The organism is Enterobacter sp. BIDMC93 (genome assembly GCF_001037805.1).
GTDB lineage: Bacteria > Pseudomonadota > Gammaproteobacteria > Enterobacterales > Enterobacteriaceae > Enterobacter > Enterobacter hormaechei_C.
This window is the reverse complement of sequence record NZ_KQ089962.1, coordinates 1,360,604-1,386,988: the sequence shown is the minus strand read 5'-3', so window position 1 is coordinate 1,386,988 and position 26,385 is coordinate 1,360,604. Positions and strand designations below refer to the sequence as shown.

The following is a 26,385-nucleotide window of genomic DNA, read 5'->3' as shown; positions in this document are numbered from 1 at the left end:
CGCATCATGATTAGCGTATTCGATATCTTCAAAATCGGTATTGGTCCTTCTAGCTCTCACACCGTCGGACCAATGAAAGCCGGTAAACAATTCACGGATGACTTGATTGCACGCGGCATTTTGCACGACATCACCCGCGTGGTTGTCGATGTATATGGTTCCCTTTCCCTGACCGGTAAAGGCCACCATACCGATATTGCCATTATCATGGGGCTGGCGGGTAATCTGCCGGATACCGTTGATATTGATGCAATACCTGGCTTTATCCAGGACGTGAACACCCACGGTCGTTTGCTGCTGGCGAACGGCGAGCATGAGGTTGAATTCCCGGTTGATCACTGCATGAATTTCCATGCGGATAACCTGTCGCTGCACGAGAATGGCATGCGCATTACCGCGCTGGCCGGCGACAAAGCGGTTTACAGCCAGACGTATTACTCCATCGGCGGCGGGTTTATCGTCGACGAGGACCATTTTGGTCAAAGTACCAATTCTGCCGTTGATGTGCCGTACCCTTACAAAAACGCGGCCGACTTACAGCGTCACTGCCAGGAGACAGGGCTTTCTCTCTCCGGCCTGATGATGAAAAACGAGCTGGCCCTGCACAGCAAAGAGGAGCTGGAACAGCACTTCGCTAACGTCTGGGAAGTGATGCGCAGCGGCATTGAGCGCGGGATCACCACCGAAGGCGTGCTGCCGGGTAAACTGCGTGTTCCGCGCCGTGCGGCTGCGCTGCGCCGCATGCTGGTCAGCACCGACAAAACCACCACCGACCCGATGGCCGTCGTCGACTGGATCAACATGTTCGCGCTGGCGGTGAACGAAGAGAACGCCGCGGGTGGCCGCGTCGTCACCGCGCCAACCAACGGGGCGTGCGGAATTGTTCCGGCGGTTCTGGCGTATTACGACAAGTTTATCCGTGAAGTGAATGCAAACTCACTCGCGCGGTATATGCTGGTCGCCAGTGCGATTGGCTCACTGTACAAGATGAACGCCTCGATTTCCGGCGCGGAAGTGGGCTGTCAGGGTGAAGTGGGCGTCGCCTGCTCTATGGCGGCGGCGGGTCTGGCCGAATTACTGGGCGCAAGTCCTGCGCAGGTTTGTATTGCGGCGGAAATCGGCATGGAACATAACCTGGGGCTGACCTGCGATCCGGTCGGCGGACAGGTCCAGGTGCCATGCATCGAGCGTAACGCCATCGCCTCTGTGAAAGCGGTGAACGCGGCCCGTATGGCGCTGCGTCGTACCAGCGAACCGCGCGTCTGCCTCGACAAGGTTATCGAAACCATGTACGAAACCGGTAAAGATATGAACGCCAAATACCGCGAAACCTCCCGCGGTGGCCTGGCGATGAAGATCGTCACCTGCGATTAAGCCTCTCAGGAAGCCTCGTTTTGCGAGGCTTCTTCCTGTTTTCCCCACCATTCATAGTTTCATGCTGCGCTCAGTGTTACCCTTCACCTATCAGACAGAAGGGAGATTATCTGTGGCCGTTCATTTGCTTATCGTCGATGCACTTAACCTGATTCGCCGTATTCATGCGGTACAGGGCACCCCCTGCAAGGACACCTGTTTACACGCGCTGGAGCAGCTCATTCGCCATAGCGAACCCACCCACGCTGTTGCCGTATTCGACGATGAAGCACGCAATACCGGCTGGCGGCACCAGCGCCTGCCGGACTACAAAGCCGGACGTGCGCCGATGCCGGACGATCTGCACGCAGAAATGCCCGCTATCCGCGCGGCCTTTGAGCAGCGCGGCGTTCCGTGCTGGGGCGCCCACGGTAATGAGGCTGACGATTTAGCCGCAACGCTGGCGGTTAAAGTCGCGAGCGCCGGGCATCAGGCGACTATCGTTTCAACCGACAAAGGCTACTGCCAGCTGCTCTCTCCAACGATCCGCATCCGGGACTACTTTCAAAAACGCTGGCTGGACGCGCCATTCATTGCCAGCGAGTTTGGCGTATCGCCTGAGCAACTGCCGGATTACTGGGGGCTGGCGGGGATCAGCAGCTCTAAAGTGCCGGGTGTCGCCGGTATTGGACCCAAAAGCGCCGCACAGCTGCTGACGGAGTTTCAGAGTCTGGAAGGAATTTACGCCAGGCTTGATGAAGTGCCGGAAAAATGGCGCAAAAAGCTGGAGGCGCATAAAGAGATGGCGTTTATCTGCCGGGAGGTGGCGACGCTACAGACGGATTTACAGCTGGACGGGAATTTACAGCAGTTAAGGTTAGAACGTTAAAACAACTACACGATTTTGTAGGCCCGGTAAGCGCAGCGCCACCGGGCGTTACAAACGTTATCGCTCGTCGCGACGCCCACCCACTGCCGCCCACCAGCGACGGATATGGACCGTCACTTCTTCGCGGTCGTGATAAAGCTGACGCGCCTGGATTTCCGCGTTAATCCCGTGTTCGTCCAGCTGCTGCTGAATATAGGCCAGGTTCTGCGACACCTCTTCGTAGCGCTTTTTCATCGGCAGCTTGAGGTTGAAAATCGTCTCACGACACCAGCCGTTCACCAGCCAGGAGGCCATCAGCGCCGCGACTTTCGCCGGTTTTTCTACCATGTCGCACACCATCCAGGAGATGTTGTTGCGGTTCGGGCGATAGCGGAAGCCATCCTCACGCAGCCAGGTGACCTGCCCGGTATCCATCAGGCTTTGCGCCATCGGGCCGTTATCCACAGACGAAACCCACATATTGCGTTTCACCAGCTGATAGGTCCAGCCGCCCGGGCACGCGCCAAGGTCGACGGCATACATGCCGTTTGCCAGACGTTCGTCCCACTCGTCCGCCGGGATAAAGACGTGAAACGCCTCTTCCAGCTTCAGGGTTGAACGGCTCGGCGCATCTGCCGGGAAGCGCAGACGCGGGATCCCCATAAAGAACGGCGAATTATTGGTGGTATACGAGTAGCCGGCGTAGCAACATCCTGGCGCAATAAAGAAGATATGCACGACCGGGCGCTTTGGCGTTTCGTAGTTTGTCAGCACACCCGCATCACGCAGCGCCGCGCGCAGCGGCACGGTGAACTTACGGCAGAACTTCATCAGCTCTTTGCTTTCGTTGGTGTCGGCCACTTCCACGCGCAAATCGCCGCCCTTCTCCACCACACCCTGCAACAGGCCAACAATCGGCGTGATGCGATCTTCCGGCGGAAGATCTTTCAGCAGTTCGCCCGCGACAAACATCTGACGGGCGAAAATCAATGAGCTGAACGGCAGTTCGCGCGCCAGCTTGTCGGCATCATCAGGCTGATAGCATTCAAATACCACATAGCCCGCGTTCTCTTTGACGCGAGCGAATCCAAAGACTTCACGCTTCGCCGCTTTATCGGTGATTTCCGCGGCGCACTCTTTCTCAAACCCCGGGCGACAATATAAAACAACCTTATTCATGAACAACGCCCTTGCGTTTCAGACGGATAGCTCCGATAAACATTAACACCCAACCCGCCAGGAAGCTGACGCCGCCGACAGGTGTAACAAACGCCCACAGGCGTAAATGCGACAGCGCCAGACAGTAAAGACTGCCGCTGAACAGTACGGTACCCAGCGCCAGAAAGACGCTGCTCCAGTAAAACCAGATGCTGATGCGGCGCTGCATCGCCACCGCCAGCCCAAAAATTGCCAGCGTGTGGAACGCCTGATATTCAAGGCCGGTCTGGATCCAACCCATCTCCACAACGCCCAGAGATTTGCTTAAGACATGCGCGCCAAACGCGCCCAGAGCTACAAAAATAAAGCCACTCACCGCGGCGAAAATCAGCATGAATCGGCTGGTCATGTTTAAGTCCTGAATTGATGCGTGCCCGGCACACAAACGTTATTGTTCATACCTGAAGCGGAATTTTTCTTGCTCGCTTGCCGCTTTCGCCAGTATCCACTGCCGGAAAGCGGCTATTTTACCCAGTTCTGCCTGACTGTCATGACAAACCAGATAAAATGCATTCTTGCTGACCAGTACATCGTTAAATGGGCAAACCAGACGGCCTGCCTCAATTTCGGACTGCGCCATAACGTTGTTTGCCAACGCCACGCCCTGCCCGTGAATGGCAGCCTGTAGCACCATCGCGCTGTGGCTAAAAATGGGCCCCTGCTGCACGTTTATATGATTAAGACCTAACTGGCGGGTATAAGTTTGCCAGTCGCGACGCGAAGCATCGTGCAAAAGCGTATGTTGCGCCAGATCGGCGGGCGTTTTGAGCGCTTTATCCCCCGTCAGCAGCAGCGGTGAACAGACCGGCAACAGATATTCTGCGTATAATTTTTCCACACGCAAGCCCGGCCAGTTACCGCGACCGTAAAAAATCGCCACGTCCACATCATCTGCCAGCTTGTCTTCCTGACGGTCCACCGCCTGGATTCGGACATCGATTCCCGGATAAGTTGAGTTAAAGCTTGAGAGTCGCGGCACCAGCCACTGAATGGCAAAACTGGGCAATAAACTCACAGTCAGAGCGCCTTTTGCGCTCCGGGCCTGAAGCTTGCGAGTGGCTTCCGTCAGCTGGGAAAAAATCTCTTTAATATCCTGAAAATAGCTCTGCCCCTCTTCGGTCAACAGCAACGAACGGTTGCGTCGACGGAACAGCTTAAGCCCCAGAAAATCCTCCAGAGACTTGATTTGATGACTTACTGCGGCCTGTGTCACAAAAAGCTCATCGGCTGCGCGGGTGAAGCTGAGGTGGCGTGCTGCTGCATCAAAAACACGTAATGCATTTAGGGGTGGCAATCGCTTGGACATGGTTATCTGGCTTAGATGTTAACGAGATTTAACATATAGGAAAAAACGTTTAACCTATTAGTTTTTTTTATCTGAGCCATTATAATTTGTCCGTTGAGGAACTACCAGCAAATACCTATAGTGGCGGCACTTCCTGAGCCGGAACGAAAAGCTTTTTTTGGAATGCGTGTTCTGAAGGGCTTTTGGCTTACGGTTGTGATGTTGTGTTGTTGTGTTTGCAATTGGTCTGCGATTCAGACCACGGTAGCAACGCTACCAATTTTTCACTTCCTGTACATTTACCCTGTCTGTCCATAGTGATTAATGTAGCACCGCCAACTTGCGGTGCTTTTTTTTCGCTTATCTAACTGTTAATGCTCGATTTCCTTCATCTCTTTCACATCACTGCGGTTGATCTGCTGTTTGTTCCCGTTAGCATCTTTGTAAGAAATCATCCCGGTATCATTATCGGTTGTCGGTTTCCCTTCAGAGACGATAGATCGACCATCGTTGGTATGCATTACGTAGTTATTACCAGAACAGGCGCTCAGGGCAAAGGTCAACGCACAGGCAGAAATGATTGCAGCTGTCTTTTTCATGATTATCTCCTTTAGCAATTAATGCTATTCAAACCTCGATTTATAACAGGCTAAAACATCCGCCTAACACTATTTAGCATAACCTGCTTTTTCAGACTCGCCAGGATAAGCAGACAAATCTGATAGATATCAACTTCCTTGCCCTGCCGATGAATTTGCGCGACGATCGTAGAATCGATATGAGGAATTCCATGAACGCTTTCAGTCCTGCGCAGTTTCGCGCACAGTTTCCTGCGCTGGCCGATGCCGGCATTTATCTTGATAGCGCCGCCACGGCCCTTAAACCGCAGGCGGTGATTGAGGCAACCCGCCAGTTTTACAGCCTGAGCGCCGGGAACGTGCACCGCAGCCAGTATGCCGACGCGCAGCGCTTAACGGCGCAATACGAAGCCGCACGGGATCAGGTCGCGCGCCTGATCAATGCTGACAGCGGTAAGAACATCGTCTGGACGCGGGGCACCACCGAGGCCATTAACATGGTGGCGCAATGTTACGCGCGTCCGCTGTTGCAGCCCGGGGATGAGATCATCGTCAGCGAGGCGGAACACCACGCCAACCTGGTACCCTGGCTGATGGTGGCCGAACAAACCGGGGCACAGGTTGTAAAGCTCCCGTTGGGTGCGGACTTCCTGCCTGACGTGGCGCGTCTGCCTGAGCTGATTACGCCGCGCAGCCGTATTCTGGCGCTGGGGCAGATGTCCAACGTCACCGGCGGCTGCCCGGATCTGGCGCGTGCCATTGAGATTGCCCATGCCAGCGGCGTGGTGGTGATGGTCGACGGTGCGCAGGGTGTGGTGCATTTTCCGGCTGACGTTCAGGCGCTGGATATCGACTTCTATGCCTTCTCAGGACACAAATTGTACGGGCCAACCGGTATCGGCGCGCTGTACGGCAAAGCTGAACTGCTGGCCCGGATGACGCCGTGGCTCGGCGGCGGCAAGATGATTACCGAAGTCACCTTCGACGGTTTTAAAACGCAGGATGTGCCCTACCGCCTGGAAGCCGGTACCCCAAACGTGGCCGGGGTTATCGGTCTGAGCGCAGCGCTCGAATGGCTGGCAGAAACGGACGTGGTTCAGGCTGAAAGCTGGAGCCGGGGTCTGGCGACGCTGGCGGAAGAAGAACTGAAAAAACGTCCGGGTTTTCGCTCGTTCCGCGTCCAGGACTCCAGCCTGCTCGCCTTTGATTTCGCGGGCGTGCACCATAGCGACATGGTGACGTTGCTTGCCGGATATGGCATTGCCCTGCGTGCCGGACAGCACTGCGCCCAGCCGCTGCTGGCGGCTATTGGCGTGAGCGGTACCCTGCGCGCCTCGTTTGCACCGTACAATACAAAAAGCGACGTCGATGCGCTGGTTTCCGCCGTCGACCGCGCCCTGGAATTACTGGTGGATTAATGACAAGTTCAGCTTTAGCCGGACACCCGTTCGGCACCGTTATTACTGAAGAGACGTTAAAACAGACCTTCGTCCCGCTCACGCAGTGGGAAGATAAATATCGTCAGCTGATCCTGCTGGGTAAACAGTTGCCCACGCTGTCAGACGAGCTGAAATCACAGGCGAAGGAGATCGCAGGCTGCGAGAACCGCGTCTGGCTTGGGTTTAGCGTATCCGGTGAGAAACTGCATTTCTTCGGCGACAGCGAGGGACGCATTGTTCGCGGTCTGCTGGCGGTGCTGTTGACCGCAATCGAAGGGAAAAGCGCCGCAGAACTGCTGGCGCATTCTCCGCTGGCGCTGTTTGATGAGCTGGGACTTCGCGCGCAGCTTAGCGCCTCGCGCGGTCAGGGACTGATTGCGCTAAACGACGCGGTGCTGGATGCCGCCCGTGAGGCTCAGGCCTGACGTTCCGCCTTCGCCATCATCTTCTTCAGGGCGTGAGAGACCGCCACAAAGCCGAAGGAGGCGGTCACCATGGTGGCCGCTCCAAACCCTGAGGCACAATCCATCCGCTTTGGCCCTTCCGCCGTGCTTTTCATTGCACAGACCGAACCATCCGCCTGCGGATAAACCAGCGCTTCTGTCGAGAACACACAGTCCACGCCCAGCTTGCCTTTGCTATTTTTCACCACGTTGAAGTCGCTTTTTAAGCGCTCGCGCAGCTTAGCGGCCAGCGGATCCTGAATGGTTTTCGCCAGATCCGCCACCTGGATCTGCGTCGGATCAATTTGTCCACCCGCGCCGCCCGTTGTCACCAGCGGCACCTTGTAACGACGACAGTAAGCGATCAGCGCCGCTTTTGGCCGCACGCTGTCGATGGCATCAATCACATAGCTGTAGCCTTTGCTCATGTACTCCGCGACATTATCTGCCGTCACAAAGTCGTCGATCACCGTCACCCTACACTCCGGGTTGATGAGACGAATACGCTCCGCCATCACCTCGGGCTTCGCCAGACCGACGTTATCACGCAGGGCGTGGATCTGACGGTTAGTGTTAGTGACGCAGACGTCATCCATATCAATCAACGTAATTGCGCCAATGCCGGTTCTCGCCAGCGCTTCTGCCGCCCACGAACCCACACCACCAATGCCCACCACGCAGACATGCGCATCCGCGAACAGTTGCAGGGCTTTTTCACCATATAACCGTGCCGTGCCGCCGAAACGCTGGCGCCAGGCATCGCTGATTACCACAGACATAAAACCTCAGATGTAAAAAGGGTGAGGTATTCCTCACCCTGAACCGTAATCCGTCTTGCCCTCAGAATACCACAATCAGCCGCTGAATACGTTTCCGGTACCCGGCGCTGCCTTCAGCACCCACACGCGTCCGTAGTGGTTATACCAGCCTGCACGATGGCCGGCATCCGGGCCGATGCCCTGATAAATGTCGAAGTGCTGGCCTTTGATCGCCCCACCCACGTCCAGCGCCACCATCAGGCGTAATTCATACTTACCGTTGAATTTGCCGTTGTTGTCGAGGAGTGGAACTTCCGCCAGCAGCGTAGTACCTGCCGGGATAATCGAACGATCCGATGCTACAGAAGCGCGGCCAATCAGCGGGACGGCGCTCGCCCCTTTCACCGGCGCAAAGTTCTGCGGTTTGAAGAAGACAAACGATGGGTTCTGCTCAAGCAGCTCACGCACTTCCGCTTCGCTGTGTTTTTCGCCCCACTCGCGGATCGCCTGCATCGACATATCTTCTCGTTTCACTTCGCCACGGTCGATGAGCACCTTACCGATGCTGCGATAGGCATGGCCATTTTTCCCGGCGTAGCTAAAGAAGTTCAGCGGCGAGCCGTCGCCAAAATCAATATAGCCGCTGCCCTGCACGTCCATAATGAAGTTGTCCATCAGGGAGTTGCTGTAGGCCAGCACGTAATTTTCGCTCAGCGCGCCAGCGTAGATCTCGGCGCGGGACGGCAGACGACCGCGTTTCGGCGGCATACGGTAAATGGGATACTGGAACTCGCCCTGGCGTGTGTGTCGCGCCTGGACAACCGGGGTGTAGTAACCGGTGAACTGGACGTTACCGTAGTTATCCGCCCCCTCCATCTGCCAGGCATCGATACCAAACTGGCGCATATTGCGGGTATCACCGCCTGCACGCAGCCAGTCCTGGACGGCGCTATAGACATTGTTCTGCGAACCGTATAAACGCGGAGAAGCAGTGCGGATCTGGTAGACCTGCTCGGAGAAGTCTCCGGCATTGATCGGAGCGCCCACGGCGTCTGGCTGGTTAACTAAAGAGAAAGGCTGGGATAACTTCCCGTCTTTATACTGTTGACCGCGATCGGTCGGTTTGGAAGAGCAGGCCGCAAGAATCGCCACCATTGCGCCTGTCATCAGATACTTCGCCCAACGTCCTTTCATTATATCTCGTCTTTTAGTTGCCCAATTCCGCGAGATGAAGATAACAAACCCACCGTGTTAATGAAATGCAATCACCTTCCCTTTGGCAAATTCTGCACAAAAAATAGTCCAAAGTAGCTTTTGCCGTTCATTTTGCATACAAAATAATGAATTATGTGAAAAAGGGGTTGCATCACAAACCTATCCGAGTATAGTGCGCTTCCACGGACGCGGGGTGGAGCAGCCTGGTAGCTCGTCGGGCTCATAACCCGAAGGTCGTCGGTTCAAATCCGGCCCCCGCAACCAATTAAAATTTGATGAAGTATCTTCTACGACAGTAGAAGTTTTTGCGAAGTAGTTCGAATCACAGCAAGGCAACGACGCAGTGAATCCTTAGGAACTTACTCCAGTAAGTGACTGAGGTGAACGAGGAAAGTCAACGCAGATGTGGTTTGAAATACGAAGCAAAAAGACGGACGCGGGGTGGAGCAGCCTGGTAGCTCGTCGGGCTCATAACCCGAAGGTCGTCGGTTCAAATCCGGCCCCCGCAACCAATCAAATTTGAAGAAGTAAGTTTCTACAAGTGTAGAAAGACGGACGCGGGGTGGAGCAGCCTGGTAGCTCGTCGGGCTCATAACCCGAAGGTCGTCGGTTCAAATCCGGCCCCCGCAACCAACACTTCTTAAAACAATAAACACCCTGAAGGGTGTTTTTTTGTATCTGGCGTTTGTGAAAATGCCGGGCATGATACCCGGCTTAATGCCCTACCCCCGCCGCGCCAGCGTTTCCCCGTCTGAGAAGTAGGCCCGGATCCCCGCCAGAATCGACTCCGCCACTTCCTGCTGGAATTTAGCCGTCTTGAGCTTACGTTCCTCTTCCACGTTACTGATAAACGCGGTTTCGACCAGAATGGATGGAATATCTGGCGCTTTCAGTACCGCAAATCCGGCCTGCTCGACGCTGTTTTTGTGCAGCTTGTTGACCCGGCCCAGCTTGCCCAGCACCGCTTTACCAAACTTCAGGCTGTCGGTAATGGTCAGCGACTGCACCATATCAAACATCGTATGGTCGACGTAACGGTCGCCACTTTTGCTCACGCCACCAATTAAATCCGAGGCGTTCTGCGTGTCCGCCAGGTATCTCGCGGCGGTACTGGTCGCCCCTTTCGTTGACAGGGCAAACACTGAAGATCCACTCGGCTGGCGGCTGGTGAAGGCATCCGCGTGAATAGAGACAAACAGATCCGCGCGCTGCTTTTGCGCTTTTGCCACGCGGACCTTCAGCGGGATAAAGACATCTTCGTTACGCGTCATGTAGGCGCGCATATTGCCCTCTTTGTCGATCAAGGCCTTCAGACGACGGGCAATTTGCAGCACCACATCTTTTTCGCGGGTGCGATATTTCCCGACGGCGCCGGAATCTTCTCCGCCGTGGCCAGGATCGAGCATGATCACAATCGGGCGATCGCGCCCCGCCTTGCCCGGCTGTGGGCCACTTTGCGCTGGCGGAACCTGGCTGTCGAGATCGCCTTTGTTGTAATCCTCAAGTAATGCCAGGAGCGGATCCTGAATATCCGTCGCATTCGCCGGATAGAGATCCATCACCAGACGCTCCTTAAAGGCGGCTACAGGCGCAAGGGCAAAGAGCTGAGGTTTCACGTTCTGCTTCAGCTCAAACACCATGCGCACGGTTTGCGGATCGAACTGCCCGACGCGCGCCGATTTGATAAAGGGATCGTCGCCACGGATCTGAGCTGCCATGCCTTTAAGCACGGAGTTGAGGTTTACACCTTCGAGATCAACCACCACACGTTCAGGATTGCTGAGGGCAAATTGCTTGTATTTCAGCACGCGATTGGACTCGACCGTCACGCGCGTATAGGTCGACGACGGCCAGACGCGCACCGCGACTACCTGGCTTGTGGCGGCAAGACCCACCTGGCTGACGCTAAGCAACCACATCGCCCCGGCCCCTTTTAACAGGCGGCGGCGGCTTATTGCTGAATTGGATCCCGACATGCTTCTCCCGAGCAAGAAATCTGATTGATGGACAAAACGCCCAAATTGACCGAAAACTTTAACGAATGACGCATAAACTGTCATCTATAAAAGGGTAAACAATCATACGTTAACGCACGGATTACTTATTATTTTCTGTGGGTCGCAGAAAATTTAGGCTTGCACACGCGGCCACAATCGAATAAAAATACAGAAATTACGAATAAACATTCACTAAGGGTTGTGTCATGGTTAAGGAACGCAGAACCGAACTGGTCCAGGGATTCCGCCATTCTGTTCCCTATATCAACACCCATCGGGGAAAAACGTTTGTCATCATGCTTGGCGGCGAAGCCATTGAGCATGAAAACTTTTCCAGCATCGTCAATGATATCGGCCTGCTGCACAGCCTCGGCATCCGTCTGGTGGTGGTGTATGGCGCACGTCCGCAAATCGAAGCCAACCTGGCCGCCCATCACCATGAGCCGATCTACCACAAACACACGCGCGTGACGGATGCGAAAACCCACGAGCTGGTCAAACAGGCGGCGGGTCTGTTGCAGCTCGATATCACCGCCCGCCTGTCGATGAGCCTGAATAATACGCCGTTGCAGGGCGCGCACATCAACGTGGTGAGCGGCAACTTTATCATCGCTCAGCCGCTCGGCGTGGACGATGGCGTGGATTACTGCCACAGCGGCCGCATCCGCCGTATTGATGAAGAAGCCATTCACCGCCAGTTAGATAATGGCGCGATCGTCCTGATGGGACCCGTTGCCGTCTCCGTAACGGGTGAAAGTTTTAATCTGACCTCAGAAGAGATTGCCACCCAGTTGGCCATCAAGCTGAAAGCGGAAAAAATGATCGGCTTTTGCTCCTCACAGGGTGTCGTGAACGATGAGGGCGTGATTGTGCCAGAACTTTTTCCGAATGAAGCCCAGGCGCGCGTCGAAGCGCTGGAAGCAGAAGGCGATTACTATTCCGGTACCGTGCGTTTTCTGCGCGGCGCCGTTAAAGCGTGCCGTAGCGGGGTGCGCCGGAGCCACCTGATCAGCTATCAGGAAGACGGCGCGCTGTTGCAGGAGCTGTTCTCCCGGGACGGGATCGGTACGCAGATCGTCATGGAGAGCGCCGAGCAGATCCGCCGTGCCACCATCAACGATATCGGCGGCATTCTGGAGCTGATCCGTCCGCTGGAACAACAGGGCATTCTGGTTCGCCGATCCCGTGAGCAGCTGGAGATGGAGATCGACAAGTTCACCATCATTCAGCGGGATAACCTGACCATTGCCTGTGCGGCGCTTTATCCGTTCCCGGAAGAGCAGATTGGCGAAATGGCGTGCGTCGCCGTGCATCCTGATTACCGTAGCTCCTCACGGGGGGAACTGCTGCTTGAACGCGTGGCGGCACAGGCGCGCCAGATGGGTCTGAGCAAGCTGTTCGTGCTTACCACGCGCAGCATTCACTGGTTCCAGGAGCGCGGCTTCACGCCGGTGGATATTGATTCCCTGCCGGAAAGTAAGAAAGAGATGTACAACTACCAGCGCCGCTCGAAGGTGTTAATGGCGGACCTGGGATAACAGTCACCCTCTCCTGCTGGAGAGGGCGTTCACTCAGACAGATTCAAATATCACGCTTAATCCGCTTCTGCGCTCAGTACGGGTGGCTATCGCCTGACTCAACACGCGCTCATCCGCATACAGCGACAGACGCTGGCGCGCACGGGTAATGGCGGTGTAGACCAGCTCGCGGGTCACAACCGGCGACAGCTGGGTCGGCAGGATCAGCGCCGCATGGTTGAACTCGGAGCCCTGAGATTTGTGTACCGTCATCGCCCATGCCGTTTCATGCTCTGGCAGGCGGCTGGGCTGGACGGACTTCACGCTGCCGTCCGGTAGCTGGAACCAGACGCGCAGTCCGTTACCGCGATCGAGCGCAATGCCGATATCGCCGTTGAACAGCCCCAGCGCACTGTCGTTGCGGGAGATCATCACTGGCCGGCCTTCATACCATCGCGAATGCTGTTGACGGTTAATTTTGCGTTTCTGCACCAGCAGTTGCTCCAGCCTGTCGTTCAGGCCCGTGACGCCAAACGGCCCTTCCCGCAATGCGCACAGAAGCTGGTATTCGCCAAATGCGGCGATGACCTGCCCGGGCTGACTGCGCTGCTGCACGCAGCTCAGAAAATGCTGGTATCCCTGAAGAGCCTCCTCAAGCATAGCCTGATACTCTTCCCCGCTTTGCAGCGATTTCTTTTCAATGTCAGTGAAGGAACCGTCAAACACCGTGCGCGTGGCGTGCCTGTCGCCACGGTTGACCGCCGCAGCCAGCTGGCCGATGCCGGAGTCGCTACCGAAACGGTAGCTTTTTTGCAGCAGGCACAGGCTGTCACGCAGTGCGCCCGCGATCGGCGTGTGATCGGGTTCAAGCGAGCAACCGGTCAGACGGGCGAGCTCCTGCGCCCGCGCGGGGGTATAACCGTAACTGGCGTAGGTACAGATATCCCCCAGCACCGCCCCGGCTTCTACAGAGGCGAGCTGATCGCGATCGCCCAGGAAAACCACGCGCGCATGGGGTGGCAGCGCATCGATCAGGCGCGACATCATGGTCAGGTCGATCATGGAGGCTTCATCCACCACCAGCACGTCCAGATGCAGCGGATTGCCCGCATGGTAGCGCAGCCGCTGGCTACCCGGCTGCGCGCCGAGCAGACGGTGCAGAGTACTTGCTTCACCCGGGAAAAGCGCAAGCTGCTCCTGGGTGAGCGGCAGCCGTTGCATCGCACCGCCCAGTGATTCGGTCAGACGCGCCGCGGCCTTCCCGGTGGGCGCCGCCAGACGAATACGGCATCGCTGCTCGCCTGAAAGCTGTATCAGGGCTGCCAGCAGCTTTGCGACGGTCGTTGTTTTCCCGGTTCCCGGGCCGCCGGATATCACCGAGATCCGCCGCGTCAGGGCGACGGCTGCCGCCACTTTCTGCCAGTCTGTGGCCTCACCGGAGTCAAACAGCCTGTCCAGCGTCTGGCGAAGCTGTGCTTCGTCGCAGGGAAGCGGCGCATTGGTCTCACTAAAGAAACGCGCTACCGTCAGTTCGTTTCGCCACAGGCGGTTCAGGTATAAGCGCTCCCCCGTCAGGATCAGCGGTGCCTGGTTGTCTCCCGGCCCGACGGCTGACGATTCACGCAAGATTTTCTGCCAGTCCACCTTATCTCCCAGCAGCGCAAAGCAGGACTGGAGGACAGGCGGCATTTTCTCGTCAACCACCAGACGCGAGAGCGGCAGACACACATGCCCCTCTCCGGCATCTTTACTCAACAGGGCAGCGGCAAGCATCACGGCGGGCTGGTCAGCGGCAATCATCATGGCAAACTGCACGTCCAGCTGACGCAGCACGCGTTGCTCTACCGCATCCAGCAATAAGTCCTGCATCGTCATGCCATCTCCTCCGTGTTTGCTGCAAACAGGTTATCCATTTTATTAATCAATTCCGCATCCGGACGAGTGCTGAAGATCCCGGAGCGCGGATCGGCAGCATCAACCCCGCGCAGGAACAGATAGATGACACCGCCAAAATGATCGTCGTAGCGATAATCCGCAATACGGTGGCGCAAATAGCGGTGCAGCGCCAGGGTATAGAGCTGATATTGCAGATCGTAGCGATGCATTTGCATGGCTGCCGCCATCGCCTGCTGGGTATAGGCTTCGCTGTTCTCGCCCAGCCAGTTCGATTTGTAATCCAGCAGGTAGTACCGTCCTTCGTGACGGAAGACCAGGTCGATAAACCCTTTCAGCATGCCCTGCACCTGACGGAAGTTCAGCGGCGGGCAACCGGCTGACAGCGGATCGTACTGACGGATAAGCGCATCGAGCGCGTCGGCCTTAAGCGGGCCTGCGACGGGCAGATAAAACTCCATCTCAACCTGCTTATTTTTGGCCGTTAACTGGCGAAGAGAGAAGCCCTGCGCCGTCAGCGGCGCCTGCAAAATGGCGTTGATCCAGTCAGTGAGAACGGGCTGCCAGTGCGCGTCATAGCCTCCGCTCTGCAACATCTTCAGCACCCACTCCTCACTGACAGGCTGGGTGAAATCAAGCTCTTCAAAGAGGCTGTGCAAAAAGGTGCCCGGCGACGCGCCGCGTGGGAACTGATGTGGAGTTAACGTCGGTTCAACCGGAACATCGCCCACCCCTGCGGCATCCACGTCCAGCTTCGGCATGAGATCCTGCGCAATACTTTGCCCGTGCTGTTGCAGGCCAGAATAGCTGGTGACGCGCCAGTCGTCGGCAAGCACCCGTGTGATCTGGCGCGCGTTAAGATCGGTCGCGGGCTCTTGCGCCATTTCCCAGCGGCTGTTGTCTGGCAGAGAAGGGATATGGAGGGCGATATCGTCTCCGCAAAGCGACTCAATACAGAGGCGCAACCCCGCCGCATCTTTAGGCTCACCACGCTGAATAAGCCGCCCTAAGGCGCTTAAATGGAAATCGCTCTCCCCTGTTTTCTCCCCGCGACGGCGGAAAACCGGCGCGACACCCAGGCTGCAATGCCAGACAGAACGGGTCAGCGCCACGTAAAGCAGGCGCAAATCCTCCGCCAGACGCTCCGCTTCCGCCAGCTCAACGCTGGTTTCCGCCTTGCTGAGATCGAGCACCGCATCGAAAGTCTCGCGGTCATGATAATAGGCCTGATCCTGAACGCGGTAGTTGGCGATAAAGGGCAGCCAGACCAGCGGATACTCGAGACCTTTCGATTTGTGAATGGTGACGATTTGCACCAGATGCTTATCGCTCTCAAGACGCATCTGCTGGCTTGAGGCGTTACTGTTTGGATCCGCGATTTGCTGCGCCAGCCAGCGCACGAGGGCATGTTCACTTTCAAGCTGGGTGCCGGCTTCCTGCAACAGTTCGCTGATGTGTAAAATATCGGTAAGACGCCTTTCACCGCCCGATGACGCCAGCATATTTTCGGCAATCTGGCGCCGCGTCATCAATTCGCGCAGCATCGCCATGACGCCGCGTTTTTGCCAGCGTTCACGGTAATGGACAAACTCTTCCACCACCGTATCCCATGCGTTTTCGTCATGGTTGAGCTCATCAATATCGCGCGCGTTCAACCCCAGCATGGAACTGGCCAGCGCGCTTCGAAGCGTATTTTCGCGCTCCGGGGCCAGCACCGCCTGAAGCAGCCAGAGCATTTCCTGGGCTTCCAGCGTGTCGAACACGCTGTCGCGGTTAGAAAGATACACTGACGGAATATCCAGCAACGTTAGCGCATCGCGGATTAGCGCCGCTTCCTGACGACTGCGCACCAGCACGGTAATATCAGAGGCTTTAACTGGATTCGCCTGTTCCCCCTTCCACAGCAGCGCCTCGCCGCGCGCGCCTGCGCTCAGCCAGTCACGGATTTGCGCGGCGCAGTGCTGGGCCATCGCCGCCTGATAGTCGGCAACCCCATAGCCTTCCCCTTCCAGCAGCCAGAAGGTCATGGCGGGTTGCACCGCGCTACTGACTTCGAAGCGCAGGGATGCGTTTTTTGGGGCGGATTTCACCGGCAGGAAAGGGATTTCATTGAACATGAACGCCGTCTCCATACGGCTGAACAGCGCATTGACGCTCTCAACCATCCCCGGCGCGGAACGCCAGTTAGTGTCTAACGTGTAATGCGCGACAACCTCACTACGGGCTTTCATATAGGTGAAGATATCTGCGCCACGGAAGGCGTAAATCGCCTGTTTAGGGTCGCCTATCAACAACAGGGCAGTGTCGGGCTGCTGTCGCCAGATGCGGCGAAAAATGCGGTACTGCTGAGGGTCGGTGTCCTGAAATTCGTCAATCATCGCCACCGGAAAACGGGTACGGATCGCGCTGGCGAGCGCTTCACCATTCTCGCTGGACAGCGCCTCGTCCAGGCGGCTCAGCATGTCATCAAACCCCAGCTCGCCCCGGCGACGTTTTTCGCGCGCGACGGCCTGGCGGATCTCCGTCATGGCGCGTGTGATCATCAGGTCATTGAGCGTTAATGGCTCCGCAAGCAGCGCATCAATCGCCACAAACAGGGAATGCTCAGGCACAATGCCGTCGGCTTTGGTTCGCTCGGTCAAAAAGCGCTGCGAAAATTTTTCCAGCGCGTCCGGAAGCTGGTAGCCCCGCGTCTCCTCCTGGGCCCAGACGCTGATCTTTTCGATCCACTTCCCCTGGTTCCCACGGTTGAACTTGCGTCTGTCGATGCCTGAGTTTTCGATGATTGCATCAATTTCACCAACCGACTCATTCCACTTCTGCTTAAGCGTCGCAATTTTGGCGACGATCTTTTCATGGCGCGAGGCCAGCGTTTCATCGGCAGGCGGCGGAGATTTAATGACCGGCGCTTCGCCTTGCAGGTAACGGTCGATGGCGCGAAGAAGCTCTTCCGGACCTTTCCACAGGGCGTGAACCGCTTCGGCAATGTCGCGCTGCAACGGATAACAGTGACGACGCCAGAAATCCGCACAGGCCTGATAGCGAAGCTCGGATTCATCTTCAATAAGCTGCTGCTCAAAGAGCATGCCGGATTCAAACGCATTCAGGCTTAACATGCGCTGACAAAAACCGTGAATGGTGAAGACGGACGCTTCATCCATTTGCCGCTCGGCCAGCAGCAGCCATTGCGCAGCCTGTTGCTTGTCCGCAATCTCGTCCAGCAGGCTCGCGTAGAGGGGGTTATCCGTCGTCTGACGCAAACAGGCGATGCGCAGCTCATGAATGTTGCTGCGAATACGGCCACGCAGCTCGGCAGTGGCCGCTTCGGTGAAGGTTACCACCAGCAGCTCTTCCACGCTTAACGGGCGCGAAAAAGCGGCGTTGCCGCCGAGCCCCAACAGCAGACGCAGATAGAGCGCGGCGATGGTATAGGTTTTTCCCGTTCCCGCTGAGGCTTCAATCAGTCGCTCACCCTGTAGAGGTAAACTTAGGGGATCAAGCGGCTCAGCGGTATGGGTCATTCTTTCTTACTCCAGGGCATAGTTTGTTGCAGCGCGCTGACGCTCTTCCAGACGGTCCACTCTTTTGATTTTACGTAGTCCGTTTTCCCGTTCTGGCTGCCAGAAACCTGAGACAGGATGGCCATACCCTGCGGTTTTACTACCGCCTGATGGAAGAAATCGGCAACCTTTTGTGGCGTCAGCTGTTTTATTTCGGCCACTATTTTATCACGCGAATCAAATTTCATATTACCGCGATCAAAATCTTTGCTCAGCTGCGAGGCCTCTTCACCCAGCGTCTGCGGCGGCTGCATCACCTGGGCGATAACCGCCTGCTGGATCTGGGCAAACTCTTCCGGCTTCATGGCGCGCAGTTTTGCTTCCGCCTGCGGGAAGAACGCCTGATAACGCTGCCACAGGTAAGCGGGTTGCTTGTCGCTGCTTTGCAGAAGGAAGCCCAGCCCCCACTGACGGCCCACATTCATAGAGAAAGCGAATACCGCATAGCCCAGCTGCTCTTCGGTGCGCAGCTGGTTGTAAAACCACGGCTGAATAATTTGACCGAGAACCGCACTCTGGGCAGAGCTGGTAAATTCGTCATAACCGACAGGGACAAACACCGCGGCCAGCGCGGAATCCGTGCTGCTTCCCGCTTTTTCGAAGATCACGTTCTGCTTTTTCTCTACCAGCACATCCTGGTTACGGCACCACTCATCGCCTTTTGAACCCAGTTGCGCACGGACGTTTTGCGCCAGCGTTTTAGCCTGATCTTCGCTCATATTCCCTACAACCAGGAACTCCGGACGGGTATTGGTTTTCAGCGCATCACGGTAAGCCAGCACCTCTTTTAAGGTGACTGAGGGCAATAACGCGCGGCGATCTTCGCGCTGGAAGTACGGAATTTGCGACAGCATCTGTGCTGGCATAATCGCCTGATCGTAGGCTTTACCCTTCTCGGCAGAATCCATCATCTGGGCATACCAGGACTTAGCCTGCTCGAGCTGTTCTTCCGTAGGCGTATAGCTGAAATAACCGTCCAGCAGCGCCTGGAACAGCTGCGGCAAACGCTGGGTATAGCCGTTGGCATTCACCATCAGGCCGTTATTGGCGTTAGTGGAGAAACTAATACCACCAACGGCAGCCTGGTTGCTGAGCTGATCGAGAGCAATACCGGCCAGATAATCGTTAAGCGCAAACAGCACCTGGTTTCTGGCGCTGTCCATTGCTTTGGGGTTACGCAGCACCACGCTAACATCCGCTTTTGGCTCGTCGGCGAAATAGCGGCTTGGGGTGTAGACCACGCGCAGCGTCGGCTCATCAACAATCAGCTCCGGGTGCGGATACGCCTTTGCGGGTTTGATCTGCGAGAAATCGTCCGGGATGTAGGGGTTAAGTTCCGGTAACGCCAGCGCAATTTCCCCCGCCTTTTCCTGCCAGCCCGCGAAGGTCTGTTCGCTGATTTTTTCAACCTGATACGGGGCATCAACGAAGTAGGCCATTTTGTTATGCGGTTCGTTCGGGCTGATATACCAGACCCGGGCATTCTGCGGAGTCATCATCGCCAGACGCGCTTTGAGCGCTCCGGCGTCATACTGGTCGGCAATATTTACCGCATCCAGCGTATGTTCCACCGGCACGCGGATCATGGTATCTGCCAGCCACTCAACGTAGTCCATATCACGCGTGATAGAGGGATAGCGGAAATCGAGATCCAGCACGTGCGCCAGCTCGTCAAAGTAGCGTTTATCGACGCCTTTATCGCGCAGCAGAGAGAGGTAACTGAAAATGGCCGCAACGACGTCGTCCCGGTGAGCCAGCCCTTTATCGGTCAGCGTCGCGGAGATGGCCAGCACGCCGCTATTCCCGTTAACAACGGGATCGGAGTCAGCGCGAATACCTTCCACCAGCCCCTGCTTTTGCAGCCAGTCGGAGAGCGTACCCGGGCTGCGGTTGCCGATAAGATAGGTCACCAGCTCGTCGGTTTTGCTGCGGAACTGCGCCGTGTTGTTATCAATACGGAATTCAACGCGTAACACCTTGCGCGGCAAGGCTGGTACATAGTGAATAACAATGCCTTTTTGCGCGTCCGTGACAACCGGCACGTTAATCTTCGGCAGATCGATATTTTTATTTGGCACCCTACCGTAGGTCTGCGCGGCCATGTTTGCCAGCGTCGGCAACGGTTTATTGCTGTAGATAACCGCTTTCATCAGATTGGCAGAATAGTATTTTTCACGAAACGCATGCAGCGCATCGAGCACCGGGCTACCTGGCTTGTCGCTCAGCGTTTCAAGGTTGCCGCCTGAGAAGCGCGAACCTGGGTGCGCCGGATTGATGGTTTCAGCGCTAACCTGCGCCATGCGCATACCGTCTCGCGTGCGCGCCATCGTCAGTTCGGCGTTCACGGCATTGCGTTCACGGTCAGCGTATTTTTTATCCAGCAGCGGTGCGGCGATGGCATCCGCCAGACGGTCCACCGCCCCGTCAAGCGCATCATTTTCCACTTCCAGGTAAAACGCGGTGCGATACGGCGCGGTACTGGCGTTGTGGCTGCCGCCATGCATTTTCAGAAATTCGGACAGGCTATCAGGCTGTGGGTATTTTTTAGAGCCCATCAGCGTCATGTGCTCAAGGTAGTGCGCCAGTCCCGGATGGGCGTCAGGATCTTCCAGCGAACCCACCGGCACAACCAGCGCGGAGAGCGATTTCACCGCCTGAGGATCGGAAACAAGCAGCACGGTCATCCCGTTATCAAGACGAATCGCCTGATACTGACGGGTGTCCTTATCGCTCTTACGGATTGTTTCCTGGACAGGTTGCCAACCGGAATCGGCCTGAGTGACGGGAGCCCAAAGGGCGATAAACAAAACAAACGCTTTGAACAAGGTGCTGCCTGGCATTACGACCTCTTTATCACGGCTACATCATTAACAACGTGCGTGCTGGACACGCCAGCATCTCTTTCTTTGGGTACATCAGTCCGTGATAAGAGGTGCATCATAAATGAACACCTCATACTGCGCAATTTTTATACAACGCTCAGGACTGATTAAATTTGAACAACGGTAACAGGTAGCGTTGCGCCTCCTGGGTGATAATGTCGAAATAGTCTGGCTCCAGCGTTCGCCATAAACGTTGATACCAGACATCGTCACCTTCGCCACGTACCATCATGTTCCCTTCGTAGGCCTGCAAAAACTTGCTGCGCGCTTTCTGGAGCGAAGCCTCATCCGTTAACATGGCATCATTCTGCGTGTCATAACAGGCTTTTATCCATGCTCCTCCACTTTCAGGCAGCAAAAGCAGAGGTTTGTTCATGCCCTGACGGTAACCTTCAATATAAAGCGACAGATACGTCAACGCCTGCTCAGGCTCCATCGGCGGGAAACGCCATTCGCCGTCCTTACGGACAAACAACCGGCTTTCACCTTCGTGACCACTCGCACTGTAGACAAGATGTTCGAGCCAGAGTTGCAGGCCATGTGAAACGCTGAGCATGGATGGGCGCCAGCGCAGCAGCCCGTCAGACTGCACGTGCGTGAGCCAGCCGCTGAGGTGCATACCGTTACAATCGAGATCGATTTCAATGCTGCTCGCCGGCTGCCGACACGCGATAACGCGGTCAGCAAGCGCTCGCATCTCCTCGCACTGGGCATCCCAGACGATTTCACCGAATGCACCATACGGAAGTAATCCCGACGCCCTGTAACGTCGGAACAGTTTACTGGCGTCTTCTTCGTCAACCAGCGCATTCAGAAGCTGGGAATTAAGCTTAAAACGCTCCAGCCCATCAAGAATAAACGGTTCCGCATCGGGGATTTCGCTCTCTTCAGAGCGGAAATTCACCTGCAAGCGTTGCTGGAAAAACGCCCGAACCGGGTGCGCCCAAAAGCGCTGTAGCTGCTCAAACGTGAGGGTGTCTATGGCGAGCGGTTCGAGCGCCTGAATAAAATCGGTTTGCGGTGTCCCCTCGTTCTTCGCGGCGGGAAGCCACTCGCGGGCATAGCTTTGCAGTTCATCAGGAACGTAGTTGACAGGATCAAACGGCATACGGCTATGGTGACAGGTGATATGCGCTTTCACCCGACGTTCGCTTTCGTCGCAGTTGCAGGCTTCATCGCCCGGCAGATAGTGGCTCTGTCCAATGTAGTCCACCAGCTCCTGCACCAGCACAGACGGGAAACGCTCGCTGTTATCCTGAATTGAACGTCCAATGTAGCTGATATACAGCCTGCTTTGCGCAGACATCAGCGCCTCAAGGAAGAGATATCGGTCATCATCGCGGCGGCTGCGGTCGCCCCGCTTCGGTTGTGCGCTCATGAGATCAAAGCCCAGGGGTGGTAGCGCACGCGGATAAATACCGTCGTTCATGCCAAGCAGACAGACCACTTTGAACGGGATTGAACGCATTGGCATCAGGGTACAAATATTCACCGGTCCCGCAAGGAAGCGCTGGCTGATACGCTCCTGATCGAGACGTTGCGTCAGTTCATCACGCAGAAGCGAAAGAGGAACCGCCTCGTGATAGTGCGAATTAACCCCCTCATCAACGATGGCCTGCCACTGCTTCTCGATAAGCGCCATGGCGGCTTCAGTTTCGCTGTCCGGCAGGAAGAAATCATTCAGCATTTCGCGGCAAACCGGCAGCCACTCTTCGAGCGGGCGGGGCTGCATCAACGCACGGCGCCAGCGGTTGAGCTGCATCAGCAGCGAGGCTAAGTGACCAACCAGTTCCGCGATCAACCCACTGGACTCATCGTAAGGCAGTACGTCATTCCATTCGCCGTGGATGCTCTCCATTGCATACCCCAGCAGCATGCGCGTCAGGCCAAACTGCCAGGTATGCTGGCCGGTCGCAGGGAGTTCGAACTCCTGGACGTTATCATCGTCGATACCCCAGCGGACACCGGATTCGTTGACCCACTGGCGCAGATAGCGCAACCCCTCTTCGTTAATGTTGAAACGTGCGGCCAGAACTGGCACATCCAGCAGTGCCAGCACATCCTCAGAGATAAACCGGCTATCAGGCAGCGAAAGCAGGCTGATAAAGGCCTGTAGCGCCGGGTGTGACTGACGAGCGCGACGGTCAGAGATGGCGTAGGGCAGATAGCGGTCGCCCGTTGCGCTGCCAAATACCGCCTGAATAAACGGGCTGTAGCTGTCGATATCCGCCACCATCACCACGATATCGCGCGGCGTCAGGGTTGGATCGTCCTGTAACATGGCCAGCAGGCGGTCATGAAGAATTTCAACTTCACGCTGTGGGCTGTGGCAAACGTGGATCGCGATACTGCGATCGTCAGGATCCAGTTTTCGCTTCTTATCGCTTCGCGCAAACTCTTCGGCAGTGATCCCGGCAACGGCACGGTTTTCTAAATCCAGAATATCAAGCTGAATATTGTGCAGCAGGCTGTCCGGCGTAATATCCGCAAACGCATCCACATCCCCTTCTCCCGAGGAGGTGATATCAGAAAGCAGATAAATATAGTCGCGTCCGAGCTTGCCCCACGAGGCAAGCAGCGGGTTCGGCAGGTTTTGAATCCCCTCTTCATCAAAAAGCTGCGCTGCATTTTCACTGTCTTTAAACAGCGGCACGGCGCGTTCCTCAAAGAGGCGTTTTCTCTGACGGGTGACCAGCCGTGAAAGCCAGCGCGGATCCTGAATATCCCCCCAATAGTGCCGACACGGGTTGGTAAAAAGGATATGGATATCAGTGTGCTTACCGAGCGCTTTTAGCGCGTTCAGGTAGACAGGCGGCAGCGCGGAGATACCGCAAATGAACACGCGTGACGGCAAACGGGCTGGCCGTTCTGCGCTGTTCTCGAGTATCGAGATAAAGCGATCGTACAAGTTAGCACGGTGCCACTTAGGCTGACCGAGTTTCCCGGTATGCTCGACCAGCGCTTTCCAGAGCGGCGCCTGCCAGATTTGCGCTTCCGGTAACCCATCGACTAATTCTCCCGCTTCCCAGCGAATCAGCCATTCTGCACGGTAAACCAGATACTGGTCATAGAGGTCGGCAGTACGTGAGGCCAGCTGGAAAAGTTTACGCTTGTCGGTGTCGTCATTCAGGTAGTGCCGCAGCATGGCAAACTCATCATGCGCCAGCATGGCCGGCAGCAGCGTCATCAGTTTCCAGGCCATACTTTGTTTGTTGAAGGCGCTCTGCTCAGGAATATCCGGCAGGACGCGAACAAACATCTCCCAGATAAAGCTCGCGGGCAGCGGAAAATCGATGTTCGCCGCAATGCCAAATTTCTGCGAAAGGGACATTTGCAGCCACTGCGCCATACCGGTGCTCTGCACCAGCACCATTTCTGGCTCAAACGGATCGTCAAGACGCTCTTGCTCAACGATATACTCCATCAGTGCTTCCAGCACATCCAGACGATTTGAGTGGTAAACCCTTAGCATAAACGCTCCCGACTAGCGGCTAACCGGGCAATGCAGACGCGTCAACGCGCCCTGCCGCCCCATAGGAGAAATAAGTGTGACCGTGATGCTGACACATCCGGACTGTGTTGTCTGCCCCCGACTGACCTGCCAGCCCGGCGGGAGCGTTAATGTTGAGATCTGCGACTGATTCCACGCATGATGCCATAGCTGACGATACTGGCTAAGCGCCGCATACCGGGCTGCCAGCGCGCGATGATAGCCGGATAACGCCATCACAACCACAACCAGCAACATCATTGCCAGCAAAACCTCAACCATGCTAAATCCTTTTTGTCTGCTCAGGGTAACTGACATAGCGTACTTTCCTTAAGGGGGCAGAAATCACTCCAGCCGTGGGCGGAAAAGCGTATCTGCCCCTCCGAGATGTCCCCGCCTCGCCATAGCAATAGATTGTCATTGCCGGCAATAAGCAACACACGCGCCCCAAACAGCCTTATACAGACCCGCAAACGTTGTGTCTGTTTGCACTGAACCTCTGGCTGTAAAGCCCATTCCTGAACGCGCCCCCACTCCAGTGCAGATTGCACGGTAGCCTGCTGGCGAACAGACAAACTCTCGCCACTTACCAGCGTGCTAAAGGTTTGCAGCTGCTGATTTAATCCGGTGAGGATCAGCGTGCCGAGCACCAGCAACAGCAGGACCAGCGCCAGCGATGACATGCCCCGCTGACGATTCACAGATTAAACCCTGTTACGGTGTGGCGAGCCGAAAAGGGTGCGGTCAGTTCACCTTTACGGCGGGCACGCAGCTCGATACTGATGACCGGCGCAAAGCCATCATGATCGGTTTTAGTGACCATAAATTGCTCTATCAGGACCCGATCCGGGTCGGTGAGCTTATCCCATCCCTTACCGTCACAGGATGTGGCGCCCCGCAGCGTTTCAAGCGATCCGGACTCAAGCCGGAATCCCGTACTGTCGTTTTCTGACGCGGTGCTATCCCACTGGCCGTTGCTGTTCGCATCCCATAGCACAATCGCACATCGTCCTTGCCTGCCGATGATCATCCCCTGCCCCTGGCAATGCCCTGCACAATATCCTGCCCTCTGAAACTGTTTACCGATCGCGAACAGACGTTGCCAGACCTCATCCTCCAGCTCCTGCTGTCCGGATTGCAGTAAAACACCCCGCTGTAGCCCCGGTAAAAAACGTGACGTGCTGAGTAACAGAATGCTGCTTATCGTCATCGCAATAAGCACTTCCAGCAGGGAAAACCCTTTTCGATTTACTGGCATGCACCTTCTCCTGCGGCATTACACAGCCTGATACGTCCGCCATTTGAGACAATAACCCACCACCCACCAGCGCGGCTCTGCACGCGGATATGTCCGGCCCATGCGGTATCCCTTAAACCGTAAAATCCCAGCGCAGGGGTTATGTCGCTTATCGTGACCTCGGGCCACATCGGCTTCATCACGAACGGTCCGCCGCTGTCACAACCGGTCACCGCTGAACTGGCCAGACACTCCTTTTCACCGTCGTTATACAGCGCGATCCTGTGCTCGCTGTTGTGACGGTTGGCGTCATTGCGCAAAAACACCAGGTAATCCCGCACCTGGCAGGCGGTTTGCCAAAGCCGCTGCCGCTGCTGCCAGCTGTCCCAGCCATAGAGCCCTGTGGCGCTGAGGATCACTGTCAGCGAAACGGCGATAAGGGTTTCGATAAGCGTAAAGCCTTGTTCGTTTTTCATGGCGGGAGTGTGGCGGAATAGCAAAAACGGTGCGAGCGTCAAACCAGAACTTTAAGAGCCGCTTTCAGGAGATTTTCACCCGTTGCAACGCGTTGCATCATCTCTGGAAACAGGCTCGAAAAACAAAACGGGCGTGAAAAAAAACCGGCGCTAAAGAGCACCGGTTGTGTCAGGAT

At 56.1% G+C, this 26,385-nt stretch carries 20 protein-coding genes and 3 tRNA genes; 8 read left to right on the top strand and 15 right to left on the bottom strand.

What is annotated here, in order from left to right:
* Positions 1 to 6: 6 nt before the first annotated feature.
* Both SK58_RS06570 and xni read left to right on the top strand, forming a co-directional pair.
* Positions 7 to 1,374 (top strand): L-serine ammonia-lyase, encoded by a 1,368-nt coding sequence (locus SK58_RS06570; protein ID WP_015571736.1) that lies wholly within the window; start codon positions 7 to 9, stop codon positions 1,372 to 1,374.
* 112 nt (positions 1,375 to 1,486) lie between these two features.
* A complete protein-coding gene (gene xni / locus SK58_RS06565; RefSeq protein WP_023295348.1) occupies positions 1,487 to 2,242 on the top strand; it encodes a flap endonuclease Xni in 756 nt (251 codons plus the stop codon).
* Positions 2,243 to 2,299: 57 nt separating this feature from the next.
* Here xni and rlmM read toward each other — a convergent pair whose 3' ends face one another.
* The 4 genes from rlmM to SK58_RS06545 all read right to left on the bottom strand — a co-directional run bounded on the left by rlmM (position 2,300) and on the right by SK58_RS06545 (position 5,323).
* Positions 2,300 to 3,400, bottom strand: coding sequence for a 23S rRNA (cytidine(2498)-2'-O)-methyltransferase RlmM (rlmM, locus tag SK58_RS06560; protein WP_003862754.1), 1,101 nt, complete (start codon positions 3,398 to 3,400; stop codon positions 2,300 to 2,302).
* Complete coding sequence (locus SK58_RS06555; RefSeq protein WP_003862756.1) at positions 3,393 to 3,788, bottom strand: DUF423 domain-containing protein; 396 nt, start codon at positions 3,786 to 3,788, stop codon at positions 3,393 to 3,395. Before SK58_RS06555 ends, rlmM begins: the two co-directional genes overlap by 8 nt.
* Before the next feature lie 39 nt (positions 3,789 to 3,827).
* Complete coding sequence (gene gcvA, locus SK58_RS06550; RefSeq protein WP_003862758.1) at positions 3,828 to 4,745, bottom strand: glycine cleavage system transcriptional regulator GcvA; 918 nt, start codon at positions 4,743 to 4,745, stop codon at positions 3,828 to 3,830.
* 350 nt (positions 4,746 to 5,095) lie between these two features.
* Entirely contained in the window at positions 5,096 to 5,323 is a 228-nt protein-coding gene (locus SK58_RS06545) for a YgdI/YgdR family lipoprotein (RefSeq protein WP_015571738.1), read from the bottom strand.
* Positions 5,324 to 5,514: 191 nt separating this feature from the next.
* Here SK58_RS06545 and csdA point away from each other — a divergent pair, with 191 nt between their 5' ends.
* Together csdA and csdE are read left to right on the top strand one after the other, a co-directional pair.
* A complete protein-coding gene (gene csdA, locus SK58_RS06540; RefSeq protein ID WP_015571739.1) occupies positions 5,515 to 6,720 on the top strand; it encodes a cysteine desulfurase CsdA in 1,206 nt (401 codons plus the stop codon).
* Positions 6,720 to 7,166, top strand: a complete 447-nt coding sequence (gene csdE / locus SK58_RS06535) for a cysteine desulfurase sulfur acceptor subunit CsdE (protein WP_017692743.1) — start codon at positions 6,720 to 6,722, stop codon at positions 7,164 to 7,166. Before csdA ends, csdE begins: the two co-directional genes overlap by 1 nt.
* On the opposite strand, the gene tcdA is transcribed toward csdE, so the two are convergent.
* Together tcdA and mltA are read right to left on the bottom strand one after the other, a co-directional pair.
* Positions 7,157 to 7,963 carry a tRNA cyclic N6-threonylcarbamoyladenosine(37) synthase TcdA gene (gene tcdA, locus SK58_RS06530; protein WP_017692742.1) on the bottom strand — a complete coding sequence of 269 codons (807 nt, stop codon included), beginning with the start codon at positions 7,961 to 7,963 and terminating at the stop codon, positions 7,157 to 7,159. The genes csdE and tcdA overlap by 10 nt on opposite strands.
* Positions 7,964 to 8,038: 75 nt before the next feature.
* Positions 8,039 to 9,136 carry a murein transglycosylase A gene (gene mltA / locus SK58_RS06525; protein WP_015571742.1) on the bottom strand — a complete coding sequence of 366 codons (1,098 nt, stop codon included), beginning with the start codon at positions 9,134 to 9,136 and terminating at the stop codon, positions 8,039 to 8,041.
* Positions 9,137 to 9,344: 208 nt separating this feature from the next.
* On the opposite strand from mltA, the gene SK58_RS06520 reads away from it, so the two are divergent.
* The 3 genes from SK58_RS06520 (at position 9,345) to SK58_RS06510 (ending at position 9,790) form a co-directional block, all read left to right on the top strand.
* Positions 9,345 to 9,421: transfer RNA gene (locus SK58_RS06520), tRNA-Met, on the top strand.
* Positions 9,422 to 9,592: 171 nt separating this feature from the next.
* A tRNA-Met gene (locus SK58_RS06515) sits at positions 9,593 to 9,669 on the top strand.
* A 44-nt stretch (positions 9,670 to 9,713) separates the two neighbouring features.
* A tRNA-Met gene (locus tag SK58_RS06510) sits at positions 9,714 to 9,790 on the top strand.
* 89 nt (positions 9,791 to 9,879) lie between these two features.
* On the opposite strand, the gene amiC is transcribed toward SK58_RS06510, so the two are convergent.
* Positions 9,880 to 11,133 (bottom strand): N-acetylmuramoyl-L-alanine amidase AmiC, encoded by a 1,254-nt coding sequence (gene amiC / locus SK58_RS06505; protein WP_017382840.1) that lies wholly within the window; start codon positions 11,131 to 11,133, stop codon positions 9,880 to 9,882.
* 227 nt (positions 11,134 to 11,360) lie between these two features.
* Between amiC and argA the strand changes: the two genes are divergently transcribed.
* Complete coding sequence (gene argA / locus SK58_RS06500; RefSeq protein WP_048219554.1) at positions 11,361 to 12,692, top strand: amino-acid N-acetyltransferase; 1,332 nt, start codon at positions 11,361 to 11,363, stop codon at positions 12,690 to 12,692.
* 33 nt (positions 12,693 to 12,725) lie between these two features.
* On the opposite strand, the gene recD is transcribed toward argA, so the two are convergent.
* The 8 genes from recD to SK58_RS06460 form a co-directional block, all read right to left on the bottom strand.
* The gene (gene recD / locus SK58_RS06495) at positions 12,726 to 14,546 is read right to left on the bottom strand and encodes an exodeoxyribonuclease V subunit alpha (protein ID WP_048219552.1); all 1,821 of its coding nucleotides are present in this window, start codon (positions 14,544 to 14,546) and stop codon (positions 12,726 to 12,728) included.
* Positions 14,543 to 18,085 (bottom strand): exodeoxyribonuclease V subunit beta, encoded by a 3,543-nt coding sequence (recB, locus tag SK58_RS06490; RefSeq protein ID WP_032654855.1) that lies wholly within the window; start codon positions 18,083 to 18,085, stop codon positions 14,543 to 14,545. The genes recD and recB overlap by 4 nt, the downstream gene beginning before the upstream one ends.
* Positions 18,082 to 20,964, bottom strand: coding sequence for a pitrilysin (ptrA, locus tag SK58_RS06485; RefSeq protein ID WP_048219550.1), 2,883 nt, complete (start codon positions 20,962 to 20,964; stop codon positions 18,082 to 18,084). Before ptrA ends, recB begins: the two co-directional genes overlap by 4 nt.
* A 139-nt stretch (positions 20,965 to 21,103) precedes the next feature.
* Complete coding sequence (recC, locus tag SK58_RS06480; RefSeq protein WP_048219549.1) at positions 21,104 to 24,478, bottom strand: exodeoxyribonuclease V subunit gamma; 3,375 nt, start codon at positions 24,476 to 24,478, stop codon at positions 21,104 to 21,106.
* Positions 24,479 to 24,490: 12 nt separating this feature from the next.
* Entirely contained in the window at positions 24,491 to 24,814 is a 324-nt protein-coding gene (locus SK58_RS06475; protein WP_023295356.1) for a prepilin-type N-terminal cleavage/methylation domain-containing protein, read from the bottom strand.
* Positions 24,799 to 25,197, bottom strand: a complete 399-nt coding sequence (locus SK58_RS06470; protein WP_023295357.1) for a DUF2509 family protein — start codon at positions 25,195 to 25,197, stop codon at positions 24,799 to 24,801. Before SK58_RS06470 ends, SK58_RS06475 begins: the two co-directional genes overlap by 16 nt.
* Entirely contained in the window at positions 25,194 to 25,754 is a 561-nt protein-coding gene (locus SK58_RS06465) for a prepilin peptidase-dependent protein (protein WP_032619109.1), read from the bottom strand. The genes SK58_RS06470 and SK58_RS06465 overlap by 4 nt, the downstream gene beginning before the upstream one ends.
* Complete coding sequence (locus SK58_RS06460) at positions 25,745 to 26,209, bottom strand: prepilin peptidase-dependent protein (protein ID WP_040118054.1); 465 nt, start codon at positions 26,207 to 26,209, stop codon at positions 25,745 to 25,747. The genes SK58_RS06465 and SK58_RS06460 overlap by 10 nt, the downstream gene beginning before the upstream one ends.
* Positions 26,210 to 26,385: the final 176 nt, after the last annotated feature.